This is a genomic window from Mesorhizobium sp. M5C.F.Ca.ET.164.01.1.1 (assembly GCF_004792125.1).
Lineage (GTDB): Bacteria > Pseudomonadota > Alphaproteobacteria > Rhizobiales > Rhizobiaceae > Mesorhizobium > Mesorhizobium wenxiniae.
Genome location: NZ_SRTG01000002.1, coordinates 224,913 through 249,409 on the forward strand (window position 1 = coordinate 224,913; position 24,497 = coordinate 249,409).

General features: G+C 60.9%; 16 protein-coding genes and 3 pseudogenes. 10 read left to right on the plus strand and 9 right to left on the minus strand.

The window, feature by feature from the left end; genetic code table 11:
• Positions 1–10 precede the first annotated feature (10 nt).
• Positions 11–2,059, plus strand: coding sequence for a glycogen debranching protein GlgX (gene glgX / locus EN807_RS17850; RefSeq protein ID WP_135936061.1), 2,049 nt, complete (start codon positions 11–13; stop codon positions 2,057–2,059).
• Positions 2,049–3,674: an alpha-glucosidase family protein gene (locus tag EN807_RS17855; RefSeq protein WP_135936062.1), complete on the plus strand. Its 1,626-nt coding sequence runs from the start codon at positions 2,049–2,051 to the stop codon at positions 3,672–3,674. The genes glgX and EN807_RS17855 overlap by 11 nt, the downstream gene beginning before the upstream one ends.
• 16 nt (positions 3,675–3,690) lie before the next feature.
• Here the strand turns inward: EN807_RS17855 and EN807_RS17860 are convergent, their stop codons facing one another.
• Together EN807_RS17860 and EN807_RS17865 are read right to left on the minus strand one after the other, a co-directional pair.
• Positions 3,691–5,475 (minus strand): pilus assembly protein TadG-related protein, encoded by a 1,785-nt coding sequence (locus tag EN807_RS17860; RefSeq protein ID WP_246684187.1) that lies wholly within the window; start codon positions 5,473–5,475, stop codon positions 3,691–3,693.
• Entirely contained in the window at positions 5,476–5,955 is a 480-nt protein-coding gene (locus EN807_RS17865) for a TadE/TadG family type IV pilus assembly protein (RefSeq protein WP_135936063.1), read from the minus strand. It lies immediately after the preceding gene.
• A 370-nt stretch (positions 5,956–6,325) separates the two neighbouring features.
• Here EN807_RS17865 and EN807_RS17870 point away from each other — a divergent pair, with 370 nt between their 5' ends.
• From EN807_RS17870 to EN807_RS17885, 4 genes are all read left to right on the plus strand, one after another.
• Positions 6,326–7,918, plus strand: a complete 1,593-nt coding sequence (locus EN807_RS17870; protein ID WP_135936064.1) for a peptide ABC transporter substrate-binding protein — start codon at positions 6,326–6,328, stop codon at positions 7,916–7,918.
• A 156-nt stretch (positions 7,919–8,074) separates the two neighbouring features.
• Entirely contained in the window at positions 8,075–8,998 is a 924-nt protein-coding gene (locus tag EN807_RS17875; protein WP_135936065.1) for an ABC transporter permease subunit, read from the plus strand.
• Entirely contained in the window at positions 8,991–10,112 is a 1,122-nt protein-coding gene (locus tag EN807_RS17880) for an ABC transporter permease subunit (protein ID WP_135936066.1), read from the plus strand. Before EN807_RS17875 ends, EN807_RS17880 begins: the two co-directional genes overlap by 8 nt.
• A 1-nt stretch (position 10,113) precedes the next feature.
• Positions 10,114–11,733 (plus strand): ABC transporter ATP-binding protein, encoded by a 1,620-nt coding sequence (locus EN807_RS17885; RefSeq protein ID WP_135936067.1) that lies wholly within the window; start codon positions 10,114–10,116, stop codon positions 11,731–11,733.
• 262 nt (positions 11,734–11,995) lie between these two features.
• On the opposite strand, the pseudogene EN807_RS17890 reads toward EN807_RS17885, so the two are convergent.
• Positions 11,996–13,270: pseudogene (locus tag EN807_RS17890) on the minus strand (DUF3363 domain-containing protein); the annotation flags it as partial.
• A gap of 35 nt (positions 13,271–13,305) precedes the next feature.
• Here EN807_RS17890 and EN807_RS17895 point away from each other — a divergent pair.
• Positions 13,306–13,655 (plus strand): annotated as a pseudogene (locus tag EN807_RS17895) (3-methyl-2-oxobutanoate hydroxymethyltransferase); the annotation flags it as partial.
• A 467-nt stretch (positions 13,656–14,122) separates the two neighbouring features.
• Here the strand turns inward: EN807_RS17895 and EN807_RS17900 are convergent.
• Positions 14,123–14,896 (minus strand): HAD-IIA family hydrolase, encoded by a 774-nt coding sequence (locus tag EN807_RS17900; RefSeq protein WP_135936069.1) that lies wholly within the window; start codon positions 14,894–14,896, stop codon positions 14,123–14,125.
• Positions 14,897–15,559: 663 nt separating this feature from the next.
• Here EN807_RS17900 and EN807_RS36630 point away from each other — a divergent pair.
• Together EN807_RS36630 and EN807_RS17920 are read left to right on the plus strand one after the other, a co-directional pair.
• Positions 15,560–15,895: an antibiotic biosynthesis monooxygenase gene (locus EN807_RS36630; RefSeq protein ID WP_246684189.1), complete on the plus strand. Its 336-nt coding sequence runs from the start codon at positions 15,560–15,562 to the stop codon at positions 15,893–15,895.
• Positions 15,896–16,512: 617 nt separating this feature from the next.
• Positions 16,513–17,427 carry an alpha/beta hydrolase gene (locus tag EN807_RS17920; RefSeq protein ID WP_135936071.1) on the plus strand — a complete coding sequence of 305 codons (915 nt, stop codon included), beginning with the start codon at positions 16,513–16,515 and terminating at the stop codon, positions 17,425–17,427.
• A 218-nt stretch (positions 17,428–17,645) separates the two neighbouring features.
• On the opposite strand, the pseudogene EN807_RS37665 reads toward EN807_RS17920, so the two are convergent.
• The 3 genes and pseudogenes from EN807_RS37665 to EN807_RS17940 all read right to left on the minus strand — a co-directional run bounded on the left by EN807_RS37665 (position 17,646) and on the right by EN807_RS17940 (position 20,452).
• Positions 17,646–18,994, minus strand: a pseudogene (locus tag EN807_RS37665) (aminotransferase class I/II-fold pyridoxal phosphate-dependent enzyme).
• Complete coding sequence (locus tag EN807_RS17935; protein ID WP_246684190.1) at positions 18,994–19,860, minus strand: cytochrome P450; 867 nt, start codon at positions 19,858–19,860, stop codon at positions 18,994–18,996. Before EN807_RS17935 ends, EN807_RS37665 begins: the two are co-directional and overlap by 1 nt.
• Before the next feature lie 379 nt (positions 19,861–20,239).
• A complete protein-coding gene (locus EN807_RS17940) occupies positions 20,240–20,452 on the minus strand; it encodes a hypothetical protein (RefSeq protein ID WP_127319395.1) in 213 nt (70 codons plus the stop codon).
• 312 nt (positions 20,453–20,764) lie between these two features.
• Here EN807_RS17940 and EN807_RS17950 point away from each other — a divergent pair, with 312 nt between their 5' ends.
• Entirely contained in the window at positions 20,765–21,919 is a 1,155-nt protein-coding gene (locus EN807_RS17950) for a sodium:calcium antiporter (protein ID WP_246684191.1), read from the plus strand.
• 676 nt (positions 21,920–22,595) lie between these two features.
• Here EN807_RS17950 and EN807_RS36635 read toward each other — a convergent pair.
• Together EN807_RS36635 and EN807_RS36640 are read right to left on the minus strand one after the other, a co-directional pair.
• Positions 22,596–23,219, minus strand: coding sequence for a hypothetical protein (locus EN807_RS36635; protein ID WP_246684192.1), 624 nt, complete (start codon positions 23,217–23,219; stop codon positions 22,596–22,598).
• Positions 23,216–24,352, minus strand: a complete 1,137-nt coding sequence (locus tag EN807_RS36640) for an adenylate/guanylate cyclase domain-containing protein (RefSeq protein ID WP_246684193.1) — start codon at positions 24,350–24,352, stop codon at positions 23,216–23,218. The genes EN807_RS36635 and EN807_RS36640 overlap by 4 nt, the downstream gene beginning before the upstream one ends.
• Positions 24,353–24,497 lie beyond the last annotated feature (145 nt).

The window sequence follows — 24,497 nt, forward strand, 5'->3', positions numbered from 1 at the left end:
GGAAAGGATCATGGTCAAACAGGAAGATAGAATACCGGCCGGTTATCGGCCGCGACTTGGCGGATTCGTCGGGCAAGGTGGCATTCGCTTTGCCGTATGGTCGTCTGCGGCCAGCCGGCTCTGGGTCTCAATCTTCGATGAGCAGGGTAACAGCGAGATCGACCGGCTCGAACTCCAGCCGGAAGGCGAGGGCGTTCACGGGCTTTTTGTCGCCGGCCTCGCCGCTGGCACCCGATACGGGCTTCGCGCCGATGGCGACTATGCGCCCGAGAAAGGGCTCTGGTTCGATCCCGACAAGCTGCTGGTCGACCCATATGCCGTCGAGATCGACAGGCCTTATGTCTATGATATCAGGCTCTCCGCACGCCGGGGCGAGGGCACCGATACCGCGCCGCTGCTGCCGAAAGCGATTGCCGCCACCCTGCCGCAACCGGTGCCTGCCTTGCCGCCGCTATTCCAGCCCGGTGGCCTGATCTACGAAGTGCCGGTGCGCGCCTTCACAATGCTGCATCCGGACATCCCGAAACCCCAGCGCGGAACGATTGCAGCTCTTGCCCATCCGGCCATCGTCGAGCACCTGAAAAAACTCGGGGTCGGGGCGGTCGAACTGATGCCGGTGACGGCATCGCTCGATGAGCGGCATCTGCCGCCGCTCGGGCTGCGTAATGCCTGGGGCTACAACCCTGTGACCTTCATGGCGCTCGATCCGCGCCTGGCGCCCGGCGGTCTCGCGGAATTGCGGCAGACGGTCGCCACGATGCGTGAGGCCGGCATCGGCGTCATCCTCGACCTCGTCTTCAACCACACCGGCGAAAGCGACAGGCTTGGGCCGACGCTGTCGCTGCGCGGCCTCGACAGCCGCGCCTACTTCCGACATTGGCCGGACGGCAGCTTGGCTAACGACACCGGCACCGGCAACACGGTCGCCTGTGATCATCCGATCGTCCAGGAAATGGTCCTCGACACGCTTCGTCACTTTGTTCGCCATGCTGGCGTCGACGGTTTCCGCTTCGATCTGGCGCCCATTTTGGGTCGGGTCGATGGCGTATTCGACGCGGCGGCACCGTTGCTTATGGCTATTCGGAACGACCCGGTCCTTAGTGACAGGGTGCTGATCGCCGAGCCTTGGGATATCGGCCCGGACGGCTATCAGCTTGGCAATTTTGCGCCGCCCTTCCTCGAATGGAACGACAAATATCGCGACGACATCCGCCGGTTCTGGCGCGGCGATAGCGGCATGGTCGGCGCGCTGGCGACCCGGCTTGCCGGCTCGTCAGACGTGTTTGCCAAGCCGGGCCAGCAGACAAGCCGCAGCATCAACTTCATCGCCGCGCATGACGGCATGACGCTGGCCGACATTGTTGCCTACGAGCACAAGCACAATGAGGCCAATGGCGAGCAGAACCGCGATGGCCACGATGACAACTTGTCCTGGAACAATGGCGTCGAGGGTGAGACCGGCGACCGGGGGATCGTTGCGGCCCGTTTCGATGACCAGTGTGCGCTGCTCGCGACACTGTTTGCCTCGCGCGGCACGGTCATGCTGACCGCCGGAGACGAATTCGGCCGCACCCAAAAGGGCAACAACAATGCCTATGCGCAGGACAACGAGATCACCTGGCTCGACTGGGCCGGGCGTGACCAGGCGTTGGAACAATGCGCCGTTTTGCTCGCCGCGATGCGTCGTTCCGTGCCGGCGCTTTCCGACACGCGCTTCCTGACCGGAGTGCCGCGGCCCGGGTCAGAAACACAGGACGTCGTCTGGCTCACTGAAACCGGCATGTCGCTCGATGAGGCAGGCTGGCACGATTCGGGGCGGTACCGCCTGATCATGATGCTCGGCGGCGATGATTGCCGCCTTGCCGCGGTCATCAATGGCGACCGCCGGGCGTGTATGTTCACGCTGCCGGAGCGCGACGGATTTCGCTGGGAGCCAGCCATTGAAACACCGGACGGCGCAGCCGGAATTTCACGGCCGGTGCCGGGGCGAACGCTGATTGTCATGATCGAACGCAAGGCCGCGCAGGCTCAGATAAAGGAGAACGGCGGTGGCAAGTGACAACGCCGAGTGGTGGCGCGGCTGCGTCATCTACCAGATCTACCCGCGCTCCTTCCAGGACACGACAGGGGACGGCAGTGGCGATCTGCGCGGCATTGCCTCAAGGCTGGCTCATGTCGCATCGATTGGCGTCGACGCCGTCTGGCTGTCGCCGTTCTTCAAGTCGCCAATGGCCGATATGGGCTACGACGTGTCCGACTATACAGCCGTCGATCCGATGTTCGGCACATCAGAGGATTTCGAGGCGGTGGTCGCCGAGGCGCATCGTCTCGGCCTGAAAGTCATTATCGACCAGGTCCTGTCGCATTCGTCCGACCAGCACGAATGGTTCGTCGAAAGCCGCGCGAGCCGCGATAACCCTAGGGCGGACTGGTATGTCTGGGCCGATCCGAGTCCTGACGGCACCGCGCCCAACAACTGGCTGTCGGTCTTCGGCGGCCCCGCCTGGGAGTGGGACGCGACCCGCAGACAATACTACATGCACAATTTCCTCGCCTCGCAGCCGGACCTTAATTTCCACAATCCGGAGGTTCAGGACGCCCTGCTGGAGACGGTGCGGTTTTGGCTGGAGCGCGGCGTCGACGGGTTTCGGCTCGATACGGTCAACTACTATGTCCATGACCGCTGGCTGCGCAGCAACCCGCCCCTGGCATCGAGCGTCGCCCGCACCAACACTGAAACCAATCCCTACCTCTATCAGGAGCATTTGTTCGACAAGACGCAGCCCGAAAACCTCGCTTTCCTCAAGCGTTTTCGGGCGCTGCTCGACGAATATGAAGGCCGCGCCGCTGTCGGTGAGGTCGGCGACGAAACCCGCTCGTTGCAGACGCTCGCCGCCTATACCGGCGGCGGCGACAAGCTCGACATGTGCTACACTTTCGACCTGCTCGGTCCGCAATTCTCGGCAGCACACGTGCGGGGATGCGTCGAAGCGTACGAGAGTGCTGTCTCCGACGGCTGGGTCTGCTGGGCGTTTTCCAACCACGATGTCGTTCGCCACGCGACGCGCTGGACTAGGCCCGGCGGCGATCCGGAAAGGGTGGCGAAGTTCTCGATCGCGCTGCTGTCGTGCCTGCGTGGATCGATCTGCCTCTATCAGGGCGAGGAGCTCGGGCTGGAGGAGGCGGAATTGGCGTTCGAGGATCTGCGCGATCCTTACGGCATCCGCTTCTGGCCGGGATTCAAGGGCAGGGATGGATGCCGCACGCCGATGGTCTGGGAGAAAGGCGCCGACAATGCCGGGTTTTCAACAGGCGAGCCGTGGCTCCCGATCCCGGAAAGCCATCGCGCCCGCGCGGTTGATGTCCAGAACGCCGAGGAAACGTCGGTTCTAGCCAGCTACCGGGCGATGCTGGCGTTGCGCAAGCAGCATGCCGCATTGGTACAGGGTTCGATCCGCTTCCTCGATGCCGAGGGCGATGTGCTTGCCTTCATTCGCGAAGGCGGCGGCGAGAAGCTGCTTTGCGTTTTCAATTTCGCCGAGGAGCCGGCCAGCTGGCCGTTGCCGCAGGATATCGATGTCGCAGGGACGATCGATCTTGGCGCTGGTGCCGCCTTGCAGGAAAAAACTCTGCCGCTGCCGCCCTTGAGCTGTTTTCTCGGACGAGCCGGCTGACCTCTCTACTTGGTCCTCATTGAACGAGCACGGAGCGCCCGCAAGTCGCGCCCATGACCCGGACGTCTGCCTCGCCGACATGCACGCCCAGTGCCGCAAGCACATTGTAAACCAATTCGTCGACCGGCGCCGCCACGCCGTTCAGCAGCGCCACCACTGCCGGTTTCACCGTCCCAAGCAGGGCCGTTACATCAAGCCCGAGACCCAGCGCACTGACCGAAAGCGACAAATTGCTGACCAGCGACGTGGTGAGAGATTGCGTCAGGTTTTTCGTGGAAGCGGATTTTATCGTCTTGTTTGCGATTTCGGTGCTGTTGAAGGTCAGTATCGTCGGATCGTTGTTGGCGATCTCAAAGGCCGCAGAACCATTCACGCCGATCATATTCAGGGTAAGAAACAGAAGCTTCACGCTGACCTGCGCGATTTCGGCATTTTTAAACGACTGTGGGTTGCTGAAATCGGCGAAGGCGGAGGGGCTGTTGTCGGCATCGCTGGCGCCAAGGTGCAGTGAGGCAAGGCCCGGACGTGCGGCAATGGTAACCTTCAAACTGTCGGGGTGCCCCGTCGGGCAGCTGATGTCGGTCAGCCTGGCTTCGGCAGAGGCCACCTCGACATGCAGCGGCAGTTTGACGGCCAGCAGGCTGATGCCGCCACCGAGATTGGCATTGCTGCCGCCGACGGACGCCACCAGCTTGATCCGCGTCTGCGCCGTGCGCACCACGGCGCCCTTCTCGCCGATTGTCAGCCATGGCGAGAATTGCGCCGGTTCGCCGACGGCTACGGCAAGCGTGGTCGAGGTAAGCCCCGGAATGGTGGCCCCGAGATTGACCTGGACCTGGTTCGAACCGTTGGACAGTGCAGCGGCGGTGGTCAGCATGCCCATGGCGCTTGCATCGACGGAAAGGCCAGCCGGCTTTTGTCCGAGGCCCAACTGGCCAATTGATCCAAGGTCGACAAGATGATTGAGCGGGATTTTGACCGTGCTGGTGGCTCTGGACGCGATTGTCTGCAGAACGAGCTTGCTGCTGCTGCCAACCGTTGAAACGTTAGCCAGGGCCGTGGCTACCTGGCCCACAGTCGCTTTTGATGCCAGCACGTCTGAATAGCTGACGCCTGTCAGTTGCAACTGGACGGCAAGAGCGTCGACGAACGAAAGCACATTCACATCGGCCGAGATCAGGGCGTTATAGTCCATGACGCTGAGCGAGATGTTAGTGCCCAGGAGGCCGCTGAGAAGCGAGTTCAGGATGCCGCCATTGACGCTGAGAAGCCTGGACCCGACCGAGAACATCGCCTGTGGCGTGACGCTGGCAAGGGCTTCGGTGCCGATGACCGGCGTAGGAATAAGCGAACTTGCGAAATAGCGGGCAGGAATCTTTTTCAGCGCCACATGGACGGCATTGTACGGCGTCTTGCCGGCCTCGAAGCGCTTGTCGACGCCGAGCGACGACTCTGGTGAGTATCGGCCGGCGGTGACCGACACGACGGTTTTTCCGAGGGCAGGGGCGATTGTCTGTCCGGCCTTCTGAACCACGATACCCGGCATTCCGTTGTCGCCGAGCGTGGTCACCACCGCGGCCTCAATGTTGTTGATGTTGGAGGCGGCGGTGATTGCCGCCAGATCGGTCATTGCCTGGGCTTCCCGGCGCTCCGTGTAGATCGAGCCTTCGTCGATGGCGAAGGCGGCCAGCGCCAGCGCGAACGGTGCGCACAGCGCCGTCATGACGGTGAAGTTCGCCTTCAGGTCGCCAAGCATTGAGCGGGCGGCCCGGCCGATCCTCCCCGGCAAAGGTTCCGACATTCAGATGCCTCCAACCCGGATTGTCGACTGGCGTGAGATCGTGGTTCCAGGCATGGGCAGTGCCGGGAACAGGTTCCAGACCGGCAGGTTACGGGCATCATATTGGATGGACACGACGAACTGGTTTCCGTCGGCTGTGCTGTCCTTGGCCTGATAGGTCAGCTTGTCGGATTTGACGAAGGGATATCCGCCGGCATTGTTGTTGACGAAACTGGTCACCAGCGCCTGGCGCTCGCCTTCGTTCAGCCCGGCAATCGCCGTGCGGGCGGCGTCCGCCGCGATTTGCTGCACGGAGTGGCTTGCGCCGAAATAGATACCATATGCAACCATTCCGAGCAAAAGTAAGATAAAAATCGGCGAAAGCAGCGCGAACTCAACCGCGGAAGTTCCGGACTGCTCTCTAAACTGGCATATTTTGAGTCTTAAACGGCGCGTTTTATGACGCTCTATAGAGATTGTCTTAGGTTCTGTGCTGTTCATGTCCTTCGCCCGTCGAGACATACCGAAGCCCGCAAGATGTAACCCATGGTTGCTTAAAGCTGGATTAAGACATTTCGGCAAAGTGGAATCGACGACCAGTTTCTTGCCGCAAACGAGTGCTTGAAGCGGGAGAAACGGCGCCAAGCCCATGGCTTCGACTGCTGTTCTGCCGGTCGCGAAGTGGCTGTCGCTGCGCCTTACTTAGGGTGACCTCACGAGCCTGTTGAAATAAAAAATCGCCGCGTTACTGTTTGGCCACCAGCTGCCGGAAAGGGAACCGGCGGCGCGCTCAAAGGGGCCATTTAATCGGTTTCGGGGCGTCAACACTCAAGAGGCGCAGCTGAAGGGCCGCCTCGACAGGGAGAACTTCATGCTGAAAAATATGCTGAAGGCGACGGTGTTCGCCACAACCATAGCCTTGGCCGCCGGCACGTTCTACACGCCGGCCTTCGCCGAGGTCGTCTATAACCGCGGCACCGCCGCCGAATCGGAGTCGCTCGACCCGCACAAGACCTCGACAATTTACGAAGCAAATATTTTGCGTGACCTGTTCCAGGGGCTGACCATGCAGGACGCAAAGGCGAACCTCATCCCGGGCGCCGCCGAAAGCTGGACAGTATCGGACGACGGCACCGTCTACACCTTCAAGCTGCGCAAGGGCGCCGTCTGGTCGGATGGTGCTCCGGTCACGGCAGATGACTTCGTCTACGCTTTCCAACGGCTGGAAGATCCGGCCACCGGCGCCGAATACGCTTCGATGCTCTATCCCGTGAAGAATGCCGAGGAGGTGAACACCAAGAAGGCGAAGCCCGAGGAGATGGGCGTCAAGGCAATCGACGCAAACACTCTGGAAGTGACGCTGAAGGCGCCCACGCCCTATTTCCTCGAAATGCTGACCCACCAGGCGGCCTATCCGGTCAGCAAGGCCTCGATCGAAAAGCTCGGCGCCGATTGGATCAAGCCGGGCAATCTGGTCTCCAACGGCGCCTTTACACTGGCGGAGTGGGTTCCCAACGACCACATCAAACTGGTCAAGAATCCGAAATTCTGGGACGCTGCGACCATCAAGCTCGACGTAGTCAACTACATCCCGACCGAAGATCGTTCGTCGGCGATGAAGCGCTTTGAGGCCGGCGAACTCGACAGCTACGACGACCTCCCGACCGAGCAGCTCGCCGACCTCAAGGCCAAGTTTGGCGATCAGATTCGCGTCGGGCCTTACCTCGGTACTTATTATTTTGCGATCAAGACCGACAAGGCCCCGTGGGACAACGTCGAACTGCGCAACGCCATCTCCATGGCAGTCGACCGCGATTTCCTTGCCGAAAAGGTCTGGCAGAACTCTATGCTGCCCGGCTATTCGATGGTGCCTCCAGGCATTGAGGGCTATACGCCGGCAGTGGCCAAATACGCGGATATGTCGCAGATCGACCGCGAGGATGAGGCCAAGAAGGTACTCGAGAAGCTTGGCTATACCCCCGAGAAACCGCTGAAGATGGAAATCCGCTACAACACGTCGGAAAACCACAAGAACACTGCGGTCGCCATCCAGGAGCAGTTGAAGCCGCTCGGCGTCGAAATCACGCTGCTCAACACCGACACCAAGACCCACTACTCCTTCCTTGAGCAGAAGGGCGACTACGACGTGGCGCGTGCTGGCTGGATTGCCGATTACAAGGATCCGGAAACCTTCCTCGGCATCTCCCGCAAGGCAAGCGGCAACAACTATTCGGGCTACAACAGCCCGGAATTCGAGAAGGCCATGGACGAGGCGGCCGCCGCCGGCGGCAAGCCCGAAGAGCGCATGAAAGAACTCGCCGAGGCCGAGCGCATCCTCGTCGACGAGATCGGCAACATCCCGCTTCTCTACTATAGCTACAAGGATATCGTTTCTCCGAAGCTTCATGGCTTCGAGGACAACGTTATGGACGTGCATCCGTCCCGCTTCATCTCCAAGGACTGATCTCCTTGGCCGGACTGCCGCTCCTTTACAGCGCCGCGCGTCCTTCGGGACGAAGGGGCGCTGTAACGCCTTGATTTGCGCGTGATCTTCCGAACCTTCGGTTCGGGTCATGCGTCAGGGGCGGTGGCTCCGGTTTGCTAGCAAAGCGGGGAACCGATGCTACGATACGTATTCCGGCGGCTCCTGACCGCCATCCCGACGCTGTTCGTCATCGTGACCATGGCGTTCTTCCTGATACGTGTCGCGCCTGGCGGCCCATTCAATCAGGAGCGGGGCCTCAGCCCCGAGATCAAGGCCAATCTTGAAGCGCAGTTCGGCCTCAACGACCCGCTCTGGCTGCAATATGTCCACTATCTCGGCAATCTGCTGCGCGGCAATTTCGGTCCGAGCTACAACATGCCGGATTTCACCGTCACCGAATTGTTTGCCAGGGGCCTGCCCGTTTCAATCCAGATCGGCGCCTCGGCCCTGATCCTGGCACTGCTGCTCGGCGGCCTCCTCGGCACTGTTGCCGCGCTCAACCAGAACAAGCTTGCCGACTACTCGGTGATCGCGCTGGCCGCCGCCGGCAGTACCATCCCGACCTTCGTCATCGCCCCGGTGATCCAGCTTGTGTTCGGCCTGACCTGGAAGCTGCTGCCGATCGGCGGCTGGGGCGATGGCGCCTTGCTCAACAAGGTCGGGCCGGTGCTGACGCTCGCCTTGCCGCAGATCGCCATCGTCGCTCGCCTGATGCGCGGCTCGATGATCGAATCGTTGCGCTCTCACCACATCCGCACCGCACGCGCGCTCGGCCTGTCGGACTGGTCGGTCATCGTCAAGCATGCGCTGCGCGGCGCCATACTGCCGATCGTCTCCTTTACTGGCCCGGCGGCGGCGGCGCTCCTCACCGGTTCGATCATCGTCGAGACGATCTTTTCTATTCCCGGCATCGGCCGCTATTTCGTCGATGCCGCGCTCAACCGCGACTACACACTGGTCATGGGCACCGTGGTGGTGATCGCGCTGTTCACCATCGTCTTCAACCTGATCGTCGACGTCATGTATGCCTTCGTCGATCCGAGGGTGCGCTATGACTGACATCGCAGCCAGCGCTCCGGCCGTCGTCGGCCGCTCACTATGGGGCGATGCCTGGGCACGGCTCAAGGCCAATCGCGCCGCCATGTTCAGCCTGTATTATCTTGCCTTTATCGCCGTAATCAGCGTGTTCGGGCCGTCTTTGCTGCCGCATCGATACACCACCATCTACGCCGACCATGTGCGCACGCCGCCGAGCTTCTCGGCCTATCCGAAGGCCGACATGATAGAAACCGCGCTCAATGAGGCGATCAAGCGCATGCGTGTTGACATCAAGGAGTGGCGGCAGGAAGGCAACCGCATCTTCGTCACCGTCACATCGCCCAAGCCGATCGACGACCGCAATGTCCGCTACCTCGACCGTTCGGATGCCTTCGATGATACAAAGATCGAGGGTAAATCGCCTGACGGCCTTGAAGCGGTGATGAGCGCTTCAATCAGACAGCAATATTTCCTGTTCGGCACCGACAACACCGGCCGCGATCTGCTGTCGCGAACGCTGATGGCCGGGCGCATCTCGCTGGCCATCGGCCTGCTCGCCGGGGTTGTCGCGGGCGTCATCGGCGTGCTCTACGGTGCTACGGCCGGCCTTGCCGGGGGCAAGGTCGACGAGGTGATGATGCGCATTGTCGATGTGCTTTACTCGCTGCCGTTCATCTTCTTCGTCATCATGCTGGTGGTGTTCTTCGGCCGCAACTTCGTGCTGATGTTCCTGGCGGTCGGCGCCGTGCTGTGGCTCGACATGGCGCGCATTGTGCGCGGCCAAGCGCTGTCGATCCGGCGGCAGGAATACGTCCAGGCGGCGGAGGCGATGGGCGTCGGCCAGCGCGGCATCCTGATCCGCCACGTCATTCCCAACCTGCTTGGCCCGGTGGTCATCTACATGACGCTGCTGGTGCCGCATGTCATCATCCTGGAGAGTTTCCTGTCCTTCCTCGGGCTCGGCGTGCAGGAACCGATGACCAGTTGGGGCGTGCTGATCTCGACCGGCGCCAAGAACATCGGCACCGCCAACTGGTTGCTTTTGTTCCCTGCCTTCTTCCTCGTCTCGACGCTGTTCGCGCTGAATTTCGTCGGCGACGGCCTGCGCGACGCACTCGACCCCAGGGATCGTTGAGATGGACACTTGCGAAACGATCCTCAGCGTCAAAGACCTTCGGGTCCGCTTCCGAACGCTCGATGGCGCGGTCGAAGCCGTCAAAGGCATCAACATCCACGTCAATGCAGGCGAAACCGTTGCCGTTGTCGGCGAATCCGGTTCCGGCAAGAGCCAGACGATGATGGCGGCGATGAGCCTGCTGGCCTCGAACGGCGAGGCGACAGGCGTCGTCGACTATCGCGGCCGCAACCTTTTGACCCTAAGCAAGTCCGAGCTCAATCACATCCGCGGCCGCAAGATCAGCATGATCTTCCAGGAGCCGATGACCTCGCTAGATCCGCTCTATTCGATCGGCAACCAGCTGATCGAACCGATCCGCCGGCATCGCGGACTTGGCGCGGCGCAAGCGCGCGAAGAGGCGCTCAAGCTCTTGCGGCTGGTTCATATTCCCGATCCCGAGCGGCGGATGAAATCCTATCCGCACGAATTGTCGGGTGGCCAGCGCCAGCGGGTCATGATCGCCATGGCGCTGGCCAACGATCCCGACATACTGATAGCAGACGAACCGACGACGGCGCTCGACGTGACGATCCAGGCGCAGATCCTCATGCTGCTCGCCGAACTGCAGCGCAAGCTCGGCATGGCGATCGTCTTCATCACCCACGACCTCGGTATTGTCCGGCGCTTTGCCGACCGCGTCTATGTCATGCGCTACGGCGAAGTCGTCGAGGAGGGCGAGGCGGAAGCGATCTTCGTCAATCCGCAGCATGCCTATACCAAGATGCTGCTGGCCGCCGAGCCGACCGGAACCAAAGCGCCGCCACCGCCAAATGCGCCGGTCCTGCTCGAAGGCAGGAATGTCGAAGTGACCTTCAAGATCGGCGGCGGGTTTCTTGCTGGAGAGCCGCTGATCCTGCGCGCAGTCGATCACATTTCGATCCGGCTGAAACGAAATCAGACCATCGGCATCGTCGGCGAATCCGGTTCGGGAAAATCGACGCTCGGCCGAGCCTTGCTGCGGCTGCTGCCAAGCGATGGCCTCATCCGCTTTGGCGATCGCGATATTTCCGCCGCCGACCGCCGGGCCATGCGGCCGCTGCGGCGTGAGTTGCAGCTGGTCTTCCAGGACCCCTTCGGTTCGCTGTCGCCGCGCATGACCGTTGGCCAGGTCATCACCGAAGGACTTCTGGTGCATGAGCCGACCCTGTCGGGCAGGCAGCGCGATCTGCGCGCGGTCGAGGCCCTGCGCGAAGTCGGGCTCGATCCGAATGCGCGCAATCGCTACCCGCACGAATTCTCCGGCGGCCAGCGCCAACGCATCGCCATCGCGCGGGCGATGATCCTCAAGCCCAAGGTGGTTGTCCTCGACGAGCCGACCTCGGCACTCGACCGCTCCGTCCAGAAGCAGATCGTCGAACTGCTTCGCAAGCTGCAGGCCGACCATGAACTGTCCTATCTGTTCATCAGCCACGATCTCGCTGTCGTGCGCGCCATGGCCGACTACATTATCGTCATGAAGCAGGGCAAGATCGTCGAGGAAGGGCCGACCGAGGTGATCTTCAGCAATCCGCAGGCTACCTACACGCAGACGCTGATGGCCGCAGCCATCGATGTCACACGATTTCGCTTGAGTGCATAGCGCGACCAGTCAAGACTGCAGCGGATGGTGGTCGGTTCTAGCCAACTATTGGCCCTTCCCGGGAAATGGGAGACAGTTCATTGCGGATAGTGGGTTACTACCTGTCTGACCACAAGCCCAGAAGAGTAGGGCCCACGTGATTGCACTCTCAGGACCCAAATTCGACACCAGCATGAATTCCTGCAATGGAGACAGCCAAGAGTGCCTTAACCTGGCATTCCAGACAGAGCACCTCCCCGAATTTACGCAGCAGTTGTGAGCTTTACAGCCCGATGCCGCGCTTCCTTCCGAAGTTCCAATCCACACCGCCGCCATCGGCACGCATTACACCAGAAAGATGATTGCCGAATCTTTGTTCGAGAGACGGCGACCAGGGCACGAGCCTAAAGCCGAGCCCGTCATCGATCATAGCGAAGCGTCCGGAAGCGAGCGAGAAACGCCGCCGGTAGATGCCGCTCACATGGTCACCATCTGCGGCCTTCGTATACGACAGGCCGGTCTCGCCGGCGAGCTGCATTCCGAGCGGGTCAACTTCACGATCGCGCAGCGTGTCGATCAAGTTGCGCGCAAGGGTGACGCGCTGCCTCTCGCGCGAGGCCAGACCCTGCTCGACAAGGTGATTGGCACGATCCCTCAGCGCCTGTCTTACGTCCCCGCCGAAGCCGCCATCGCCGAGCTCGGCTGGCTCTTGCGCGATAAGCTGTCGGTCGAGCCAGGTCGCTCCGGAAGCGTGGATCTGTTCTTCGATCGAAAGGTCAGAGTGGACGGCGAGCGCGACACGGCCCTTCGCATCTTCGTAACGGCGCAACCCCACGATCGAGCCCGGCGCGGAGTCTCCAGTTGCATCGAGATCATCAAAACGGATGTGATGCGCTCGTCCGTCGATGCCGTCGACAATGGCATAGGCCGAACCGCGCAATTCGTCATCCACGCCACGTTCAAGCAGCCGCCCGACGACTGGCGTTTCGATCTGTTCGGCCGCGAGGACATAGTCCGATGTTCCCCTGTCGATGCCATGCCGGGCGAGACTGCGGTGGACGCGCTTGATGATATCGCCTCGTTCGCCGAGCGAACGCAGGGTCGCCTCGGCATCTTCGGCCATCATCCACTGGCCGGGACGGATCTCGTTGGCGAGGCCCAGGCTCTCGAGCCGACGCAGCCGCCCAACCTTGATTGTCAGGAACTCGTCCGGCGGGCTCTCCGGGTGCGGCGCCAGATCGATGATGCCATCACGATCCGTGTCGCGGGCAAGCTGGCGATCGAGCTGTGTCCAGCGCTCAGTCTTAACCTGCTGCTCGATCGCCCGGCGGATTTCATGGTCGGTCCGAGGCCCCAGTGTCTGGGTAAGGATGTCGCTTGCGCGGTCGCGCAGGCCCTGGCGGATATAGTCGCGCGAGATGACGAGATTCTCGCCGTCGTCGGCGACACCGCGAACGAGGATATGAACGTGCGGATGTTGGGTGTTCCAGTGGTCGACGCCGACCCAGTCGACTTTTGTGCCGAGATCGCGCTGCACGTCGCCCATAAGGTTGCGGGCGCGCCCATGAGTGTAGCGGTCGAAACAAAGGCGTGATGCCGCCGGACATTATGGCGCGCAAGGGCAGGGGCCCGATCGCTTGCCTGACCGCCTACACGACGCCCGTTGCGCAGCTCGTCGACACGCATTGCGACGTTGTCCTGGTCGGCGACAGTGTCGGCATGGTGCTCCACGGCCTACCCTCGACCCTCGGCGTCACGCTCGACATGATGATCGTGCACGGCAAGGCAGTACGCCGCGGTCTTGGGCGCGCTCTGATGGTGGTCGACCTGCCGTTCGGGTCCTATGAGGAGAACTGCGAACAGGCTTTTTTCGCAACGCCGCGCTGCTGATGGCGCAAACCGGACGCGCCGCCGTCATGGAGGGCGGCGAGAGCATGGCAGACGTCGAATGAACGTGCCGATCATCCGCACTATTGCCGAGCTTCGCACCGTGGTAGCGGAATGGCGCCGCCCGGGCGCCGCCCGGCAACCAGACAATGCAACATCGCACGAATACCTATCAGCGCCGCGGACTGGCGATCAAAAACGCCGTACTATTTGCCGTACCAATTCGCAAAAAGTACGGTGGCAATTGCTAAGCACCTAAAAACATTGGTGATCCCGACAGGAATCGAACCTGTGATTAGGAGCTGTCGGATAAACATTCTGTAGTTTGCCGGTATCTGGTTTCCAATGGAACACTCAGTGAATGTCGGTATCGGTGGTTGTGGGCCCCGCAACCACCTTAGTTGCCCTTAGCTTTTTCGCTTCCGACAACGTGTCCAGCTGGGCCGATTTCTCGTTCGGAGTTCTCGCCACCTGGGTCACCATTGGATTAGGGAGCATAAGAAGAAATACACAAATTTGCGTGTTATTCCCTCAGTACGATCTGGCCCAGATCGGCAAGGCACTCAACCACGTGGTCTGGTCTGAATGGAAACCGCAGTAGGTCAGCCCGCGTGGTCACTCCAGTGAGCACAAGAGCCGTCCTCAGGCCTGATTCCAACCCGGCGAGCACGTCCGTATCCATGCGGTCACCGACCATGATGGTATCGGCAGCTCGCACTCCCAGCCGGTCAAGCGCTCTGCGCATCATGAATGGGTTCGGCTTCCCGACGAAATAGGGCTGGCGGCCCGTGGCTTTCTCGATGAGTGCTGCGACCGAACCGCAGGCGGGATGAAAGCCGCGCTCGGTCGGACCAGTCGCATCCGGATTTGTAGCCACAAAACAGGCGCCCTTTGCGACAAGGTTGGCGCCAGTAGCAATCTGCTCATAGTGGTACGAAATGGTGTCGCCCAGGACCACGAAATCGGGGGCAAACGCCGTAATCCGGCAGCCCGCCTGCCGCAGGGCCTCTGCCAAGCCGTGCTCTCCAATGACGTAGGCGGATGATCCGGGCTTTTGCAACTCCACGAACCGCGCGGTGGCAAGCGCCGATGTGTAAATGTGCTCAGGTTTCACGCAGAAACCAACCGCCCTCAGACGCTCGGCGTGATCCTCAGGCGTGAAGCGTGAGTTGTTGGTGAATATCTGGAACGGCTCGCCCTTGGCGACGAGTCCGGCGACATATTCGACCGAGCCGGCGATAGGCTGGCCGCCGCGGACCAGAACTCCATCCATATCGAGCAGGTGCGCCATGATCATCAGATCTCAACCCTCCAAATCTTTGGGCTGATGCACGGCCGAGGCATGTTGTGTGTCATCGCGTTGTACCTTCTGCAGGCGAGAATGCCGGCGAATTTACGCATTGAGAGCGATGCGGGAAGGGCACCTTATCGGTCGTAAGGTAATTAGGACCCCGCAGCGTAAAAAAGGGTCGGTGGCGTCATCTGCGCGCCGGGGCTGCCGGGCTGCGCCGTCGGAAGGATGTCACATTGTAAGGCTCGTTATTCAGCCGGGCGGGCAGGCGCGTGGAGGAGAGTGTTTGTCGACACGAGTTGTGAGGTCTGGCGAGCGTGCCCGCGTCACCCGCCCAACACCCCAATTCGTGATCGACGCCCTCTCAGGGCCGGCACGGCATATGATTTCCGCCCCGGGCGGTGTTCACGACTTCCAGGGTGCGCTTGTCTTCGAGGGTCGGGCTTGCCCGCAATGCAGCTGTGAATGCCACGCCAGAGGATATTGGAAGCCTCAAGGAGGCGCTCGAGATTAACCGGCAGTCGATCGGCGACCTCACGCGCTTCGAGCGCACCGACGTGGACTTCCACTACGTGCTGGTGGTGATCACCCGCAATCGAATCTTCACAGCCATTCACGCGGCGTTGGCCGAATGGCTGCTCGAACAGCGGCGGACGACTTTGGCCGAAGGTGAAGACCGAAAGGCCGACGAGGCCTCGCGAAATCTTCGAGGCGATCGCCGCGCGAGATCCCGGACCGGGCCGAAGCGGCGATGCGCAGGCATCTGGAATATGTGTCGAGGCGTTATCTGGAAATCGCGAGGCCCAAGTGATGACCAGCTTCGTCGTCTGGGTCGATTTCCGCCTCAAGCTGGGTGCCCGAGACAGCTTCCGAAAGCTCGTCGACGCCAATGCAACCGCGTCGGTGCGCAACGAAGCCGGTTGTCGCCGCTTCGACGTGACGGAGGCGCGCGGCCCACTGACGCCATCATGCTGTGCGGCGGTATCTTTTTTGAGCAACCCCTGACTTGTCGATCACCCGGCGTGACCTCGACGAACTGCTCGCGACATCGGACTAACTTTACCTTTGCGGGCGACGATGTCTGACGCGCGACGCACGAAACGGAAGCTTAGGATACTCGTCGGCTCGGTCCGTGCGCCTGTTGGTCTCGATGCATCATCGGAGGCAGATGTTCAGCAGGCAGATGCGCTGGCCGAGACAGCAGGTCCGCTCTAAGGAGCAGACGCTCCCGCCCTGCAACCCGTTGCCTGTCTTCGCGACGACGGCCCAAGCGTCCTCGCTCCGGCTATAGTAGGTGAGAACAACGTCACCGCCGCGGTGTGCGATGCTGAGTGCGGTGTTGGCCCCAGCCCGCGGCTGGCGCCATAACGAGGATGATTTTGGTCCGATAAGGGGTCGTAGAACGAACCCGAAGCGGCCAAATAGCAGATGGAATATTCGACCATGTGCGGGGGGCGTCAGTGCTAAAAGATGACGAGCGGGTTTGTGCGCGACCTGCCGTCCCATGTATTCGCCATGGCGCAATTGTTACGAAAACTCCCAGCGCTGGCATTGCGCATTATGGATGACATGTGGCTGCTGCTGTCCGCCGGTTTTCTATGCTTGATGGGTAGGAAAGCAAAATGAGCGATGTGGATGAACACCTCGATCTGACGGAGATCAACGCCGTCCGCAGGTTGTTGACGTCAAAGCCACGACCGGTGGGCTGGGACGAACGCCGGGCACGACTCGATGAGGTTGGTTCGGTGTGGCCGATTGCGGACGACATCCGATGCGAGGATGCGGTTTTCGATGGCCTCGAGGGAGAGTGGTCCCTAGCTCCTGAGAGTGACAGGGATAAGGTTCTGCTCTTTTTCCACGGTGGTGGCTACTGCTCCGGCTCTCTCAAAAGTCATCGTCGAATGGTGACCGAGGCAGGTCGAGCAATGGGAATGCGCACCCTCGCGATCGACTATCGACGCGCGCCGGAACATCCTTTCCCTGCGCAACATGAAGACGCACTCGCCGCATGGCGCTTTTTGAGCCGGCAAGGGATCGCGCCGGATCGCATCGTGGTTGGTGGAGACAGTGCGGGCGGCAACCTCACCCTGTGCTTGGTCAGTATATTGTGCGCGGCAGGGGAGCGGTTGCCGCGATGTCTTTGGCTGGTTTCGCCCTGGACGGACCTTTCGATGTCCGGCGCGACACTATTAACTAAGGACGCGATCGACCCTATCGTCCACCGGGCGTATTTGGAGGAACTGGCAACCGCCTATGTTCCCCACGGCGTTGGCCGGCGCGATCCCCTGATCTCGCCGTTGTTCGCCGATCTGAGCGGATTTCCCCCAATGCTGATACAAGTCGGTTCGGCCGAGACGCTGTTGTCGGACGCAACTCGGCTCGCGGCAGCCGCTGGCGCGGCTGACGTCAAAGTACGCCTCGAGATTTGGCCGCATATGATTCACGCTTGGCCGGTTTGGAATGCGGGGTTGAGTGCCGGTTGGCGCGCTCTTCACAGCGCGGGCATGTTTGTCCGCGACTATATAGCCCTCGGGTGAGGCAGTTGCTGGCGCAATGTTCCCGTTCAGGAACCGGAAGTATTGACCAATCTCGGTCGTATAGAGCAGCTTTGAAAGCTGAGATCGCGGGCGACCGCTGGTCGAGTCATGGCGCCAAAAGCGGACGCTACGGTGGCGCATGAGGCGCGGTAAAACTGGTTGCACCTGGTCCCGAGCAAGAACCTGCCATCCCCTTCGGACACGGGCTGCCGCCCGGTTCAAGAGCTTATTGTCAACGCCGCAGACATGCGTTCCAGCCCCTGAAGTAACAGCGAGCGCGGACAGCCGACGTTGAGGCGAATGAACCCTTCGCCACCGGGCCCATATACGCGGCCGTCGTACAAATTAACCCCGGCACGATTGACAAAGAACTTCTGGATTCCGCCCACTTTGAGATCGAGAGCGCGGGCATCCAACCACACCAGAAACGATGCGTCGGGCCTTATAGGGGTAATGCCGGGAAGGTGTTCAGTAGCGAATTCGCAAACGAGATCAATTTTGCTGGCGATGTAGCTCGTGAGTTGGTCGAGCCATGGTGCGCCCGTGCTGTAAGCGACCTCCAATGCCAGGCGACGGAAAAAATTCGCATTCACCATGAACGACGCCTGCATTGCGACAAGGAGCTCGTTGCGACGCTTTTTGTTCGCTACCGAAATCGTTGCCGAAGGAACCTCGGCCAGGTTGAAGGTCTTTGTCGGAGCCGTGCAGATGAACGACTTCTCCGCCGCATCGTCTGAGATGCAGGAGAGAACGATGTGGGGTCGATCTGACAACCTTATGTCGCAGTGAATGTCGTCGGATATAACCAAAATCCCATAGCGCTCGCAGACATCGTTCAGCGCCCCCAATTCTTCTTGCGTCCAGGCCCTTCCGGCAGGATTGTGAGGATTGCAGAGTGAAATGCCTTGGCGCCGCTGGCGGCCAGTCTCTCGAAATCCTCAAGGTCAAGCTCATATTCGTTGTTTTGACGTCTCAGCCGATTCGTAAGCAGGACTCGCCCATTTCCCTGAATCACTTCGAAATAGGGTGAGTACACGGGCGACTGCACAATGACGCCGTCACCGGGCTTCGTGAAGGTCCGGAGTATTGCAGCTACTGACGGCATGATTGCTGGCGCAGGAAGCAGGGTTTCCAGCACCGGCGACCAGTTGTGCCGGCGCGCGAACCACGATTGCACGATCTCATAGGCGCGCGGGTCGCGACGGGTGTAACCATAAATGCCATGGTCCGCGGCTTCGCGCAGCCGCGCGATCACAGCTTCCGGGGCACGAAAATCCATATCCGCTGTCCATAGGGAGAGCAGGTCTTCGCCCTCGACCCGGGGGGAGAACTCATCCCACTGATTGGCCCATTTGACGGATCCGAATTGCTGGCGGTCGTGGATTTGGTCGAAGTCCACTCGCGCGACATTTCTTTGCGCGATCGTCGATTTGGCATGTCTGCTTTGGAAGGCGGTCGACGCAACTCGAACGGCGCCATTGAGGCGCCCTTCAGCCTGTAAGGCTAAAGGAACGGAGAAAAGCCAGGATTTGGCGTTCCTGTTCGCATTAGCTGCTTCCCTGCGCATTAACGGAGTAATATCGGAAGCTGGACCAAAGCGCGAATGCCGAGCCGTTTACGCCACTTGATCTGCCGCGCATCGACGCTGAGGCGGAGATCGGGAAAGCGTGTAAAGATGCGTTCGAATGCAATCGCGGCCTCGGCGCGGGCGAGCTGGAAGCCGAGGCAGAAATGCACGCCGGTGCCGAAAGAGAGATGCGGGTTGGGGTGCCGCGCGATGTCGAAGCGGTGCGGGTCTTCGAATTTGGAAGGATCGCAATTCGCCGCCGCCAGCATTCCGGCGAACATGTCGCCGCGACGAAACTGCTCACCTTGCCATACCATGTCGCGGATCGCGAAACGCGGCTTGGTCATCTGCACCGGGGACACATGGCGCAGGCATTCTTCGACGCAGGTCGGCATGAGTGAAGGATCGGCCTGAAGCTTCCGGCGTTGCTCGTCGTGCGACAGCAGCGCGAGCAAACCGCCGGAAATCAGGTGTGTCGTGGTTTCCTGCCCGGCACCGAACAGCAGGAAGATCATCGACACGAGTTCATCCTCGCTGAGCTTCTGCCCGTCCGTCTCCACATCGCGCAGGGCCGCAATCAGTCCGTCCGGTAGCGCTCCGCCCCCGGGTCGCGATACGCGTCGAAGATGGCGGACAACGCGGATCAGGCCCGGAATAGCTCGGATTATGGCCCAAACGTCGGCGGTATCGGTGAGTCTCCCCAGCCAGTTCTTGAACCGGTCGTGATCCCGTTCCGGAAGGCCCAGCATCGCGCAGATGACCGAAAGCGGCAGGTCTCGGCAGAATTCAGTCATCAGATTGATCTCGGTGCCATCCTCCATCCGATCGAGCAGCCGATCTGCAATAGCCGCAATTGTCGGCTTCATCGCCTCGATAGTGCGGCGCTGGAACGTCTGGTCGACGAGGCCGCGCTGGCGGCGGTGCTCAGGGTCGTCGTGTCCGAGCATGTTCAGCGCCAGAAGGCTGAGCGTCCTTGGCAACACTCTCAGAATGCGCGCCTGTGTCTTGCTTCCTGCGTTGCCAGGATCACGCGCGAAACTGTCGTGGTCCTTCAGCATTGCCGTGCATGCCGCGTGCGTTACGGCGAGCCATGTGCGGCCGATGATCGGTAGCTTCATGTGGATCACCGACCCTTCAGCCCTCATCTGATCGAGCGTGGGAAACGGATCTGCATGGAATCCTGGAGAGAGGATGTCGAACTCGCGAGTCTCGTTCATCGGATCGCCACCTTCTCCGGACGCTTCATCATGAGGCGCTTTGCTCTTCTCCAGTCAACCGACTCTTGGCCTCGGGTATCAGGTCGGCCACGCGCTTGACCGCGTAAATTGGTGCGTTGTCATCGAGCACGTCGACTTGATCAGAGCCAAGTGAACCGCCATACTTAGCTCCGGCCGCCGTTGTGGGCAGCCCATTCCATGGATGGAGCCGATCGGGCCGCTCGACATCCATTTTTTGCATTTGCTAGCATCGCAGGCGGGAACAAATCTCCCGACCTTATATCGCTATAGCATGGAGGAGGTCGTATGAAGTATTCGCGCATCCCTGAGACGGTCTTGGTTGCCATGTCAGAGGGGACGCATATCATCCGCGCATATCGCGAGCATCTTGGTTATTCAATCCAGGATTTGGCGGTGGCATGTGGGTTAGCCGCCGAGGAAATAGAAAACTGTGGGAATATTCGAGACCGAGTCGGACATCTCGGACGCTGCCTGATCCGGGTACTTATCAACGGTTTCCCGCAGCATCCCGGGAGAGTGGCCGCCACTGGCCATGAAGCGGGCAGAACCCTCGAAATCGCAGTTCGAGGGCGTCGACGCTGAGCTTCTGGCCTTTCGGCCTACACTAGCTGGTGTGGCCATGATGTTGGATTTCGCCGGCCTGAATCTCTGGATCAACATCGCGATCTTTATCGCGTCGGCTGTGGTCGTCTGGATTGCCGGCGTGAAGCTTGCGCGATATGCCAACGTCATCAGCGACAAGACGGGGATGGGCCAAGCGCTGGTCGGCCTTGTGCTGCTCGGTGGCGTTACCTCCCTGCCGGAACTGGCGGTGGCCATCACCTCATCGGTAAGCGGTGATGCCAGCCTAGCCGTGAATAGCATCCTCGGCGGTATCGCCATGCAGGTAGCCATCCTTGCGGTGGCCGACGCCATTATCGGTAAACGGGCGCTGACGTCTGTCGTCCCCGATCCGGTCATTTTCCTCCAGGGTGGTCTGAAGATCCTGTTGCTCTCCATTATCGCCGCTTCGATCATGGTCGGCGACTTTCCTGTTTTCTTCGCAGGGTTGTGGATATGGCTGCTGGCGATCGTCTTCGGCATTAGCCTTTGGATTCTGTCCCAACTGCATAGCGACAAGCCGTGGGTCCCAAACGACAAGCAGGTGAGCAAGGAAAAGGAGAATGAACGAGCGAAGGAAAAAGCCGAGGAGGACAAGGACAAACCGCTCCGCTGGGCGATCTCACTAGCTTGCGTGGCTGGATTCGTCATCATCGTCGGCGGCTATGTTCTTTCCCGAACCGGCGATGCGATCGCTGAGGGAACCGGCCTCGGCCATAGCTTCTTCGGCGCTGTCTTCCTCGCCATCGCCACTTCGCTGCCAGAGATGAGTACGGTCTACAGCACGATGCGTGCGGGGCTCTATACGATGGCGATGTCGGACATATTCGGCACGAACCTTTTTGACATCTCTTTCCTCTTTCTGATCGACGTCACCGGTGGCGGAGATGCAGTGATGAACAGCGTCGGCGGTTTCGAGGGATTTGCCGCTCTGATCGCCATCACCGTCACAGCGATCTATCTCGTTGGCCTCGCGGAGCGGCGGGACCGGACCATCTTCAGGATGGGCTACGACTCGCTCGCGGTGCTGGGCACCTACGTCGCTGGGGTGATTCTCCTATATTTCCTGCGCGGCAGCGGCGGCTGACGAGCTTGAGGCACCGTGTGTTTGGGGCCACTTGAATCGCCCTGCGATCGCCAGCTCGGATTTTGCATTCAATGGATTGGCGAACAGCCTCGTTTCCTATCGCGCGAGGCCGAGTTCTCCTTTCATCGCTTCAACAGAGCGCCGATTGCCCGCTCGGCCGTGACGCCGATGAAGGCCATGCCGAGCCCTGCAATAGGGGCTCGGCCGGTCGCCGCGCTGGAAGAGCCTTGATCTGCAACGGCTTTTACGCACACTTGTTGGCTCGACAGCGCGGCCGACCGAATTGCCGACATCAGCCGAACCGACCTGCAGATCATGCTCCGGAGGCTTGGCCGCGCCTGAACGGACGTTCCTGGTTCACAAGTTCATTTCGCGGAATGCCACAATGGAACGGACCATTCCGTGTGACTGGATCGCCGCTGCATCGGTCCGGCATTCGATAGCAAACGCCACCAGACTTGAGCCACGCCTTCCAGCGTCTGGTTGGCGTTACTCACGATGAGCCAATCACGGGGAGCATTTCAGCGATAGCTGAAGCGACCTTCGTGTTGGCAACTTTGTCGGGGAGGCCGCGGAGATGGGCTTCCACGCAGCACAATTCCGAAAGTCGTCGAGACATGCTGCCGGGAACGCCCTTCACCAGTAAGCGATCGGTTCTCGAGGTCAATCCAACCCGTCAATCCAGGCCGGCTCGGGCAAGTCCCTCGATCAGGCGCGCCCGATCCTCGGCGCGGACGAGAGCAGATGTTGCTCCGACCGCGTCCCGTGAGATGTAAGGGACTAGCGACTTGAGCCGTCCGAGCAAGTCCGTGGCAGCCTCCTGGTTGTCCAGAAGTCCGGCACAGGCCGTGCCGATGACCAGCGGATAAGCGTGGCCGGACCGCAAGCGATGCGCCTCCCGCGCATAACTCAATCCAAGCTCGTAGTTCGCGCCCTGGAAGTAAGCCAGGGCGTAGTAGAACTGAAAGTCGCCGAGAAAAGCCTCGCGCGGGCTCAGTCTGAGAGCGTAGTCGATGCAAGGAATGGCGTCCGCCGCGCGGCCCCCGTTGGCATGCGCAAGTCCCAACTGGCCGTGCGCAAACGCGGAGTTGGGGTTGATCGCGACAGCCTGGCTGGCCGCTGCCATCGCCAGGACATTGTCACGCGTCGCAAAGGCTATCATCGCCTGCGCAAGGTAAGCCCACGGCTCCTTATCGTCCGCGGCAATGGCCTGCTGGACAACATCCCTGGCAAGTGCCAGGGCGTGTCCCATGTCCTCCCACCCCTGGAACGCGCGCCACATCGTAATCCAACCTTTCATGGCAAGCGCCTGGGCATAGTCGGGAGCCAGTCGGATTGCCCGATCGAGCAGGGGGAGCATCTTCCGGCTGCTCTCCTCAGACAACTGGGAACACAGGAACACGGCTCGCACGACACATTCCCAGGCATGAGGCCTTGATGCGGCTTGGGGCTTTCGCGGGCATGCTCTGCCGCCAGGAGTTCCGGGCCGATGCGACCGACGACACTTGCGGTGATTTCGTCCTGAATGACGAAGATGTCGCCGAGGTCGCCGTCGTACCGCTCGGCCCAGAGATGGGCTTCGGAGGCCGCATCGATGAGCTGCGCGGTCACCCTGACGCGGCTACCAGACTTGCGGACACTCCCCTCGAGAACATAGCGGATCCCGAGTTCGCGCCCGACGGCGCGCACATCCACAGGCTTTCCCTTGTAGGTGAACATCGTGTTGCGGGCGATCACGAAGAAGCCCTTGAGCTTGGACAGCGCGGTGGTGATGTCCTCAGTGAGCCCATCGCTGAAGAAGTCCTGCTCCGGGTCGGCGCTCATGGCGTTGAACGGCAGCACGGCAATGGATGGTCGGTCTGGAAGTGTGAGCCTGGGCGATCCCGTTCGTGCGGTCGGACCGTCCCAAAGGGGGCGGTACAGTCGAACTGGCCGCTCCATGTTCTTGAGCGCGCGTTCGCCAAGGTACTCGTAGTCGCAGTCAAGCTTGCCCTGAAGGTGATCGTAGCCCGTACCGGAAATGCAAATGCCGCCTGGATCTGCCAAGGTCTGGAGGCGGGCCGCGATGTTGACGCCGTCGCCGTAGAGATCCCCATCAACCTCGTGGATCACGTCGCCCAGATTGACGCCAATCCGGAAGACGATTTGTTGCTCCGGCAGCACGTCGGCCTGCCGCGCGGCAACGCCCTTCTGGATGGCGACCGCGCATGCGACGGCATCGATGACCGAGCTGAACTCCACGAGCGCACCGTCGCCCATCAGCTTGACAATACGGCCCTGATGCTCGGCCAGCAGCGGATCGATCACCTCCTGACGCAGAACCTTCAGGGCCGACAACGTCCCAGCCTCGTCATGTTGGACGAGGCGGGAATAGCCGACGACGTCAGCGGCCAGGATCGCGGCCAGCCGCCGCTCCGCTCTTGCAGTCGCCATGGCTGTCTCTCCCTCAGGAGATCCGCCGGATGAAGCCCGGGCGATTGACGCGACATGCACCATCCGGCTGCCCGACACCGCGACCGTGCTGGTTCATGATAGCACTGAGACGGTCATGTGGCGACCCTTCACGAGAGAGCCGCCT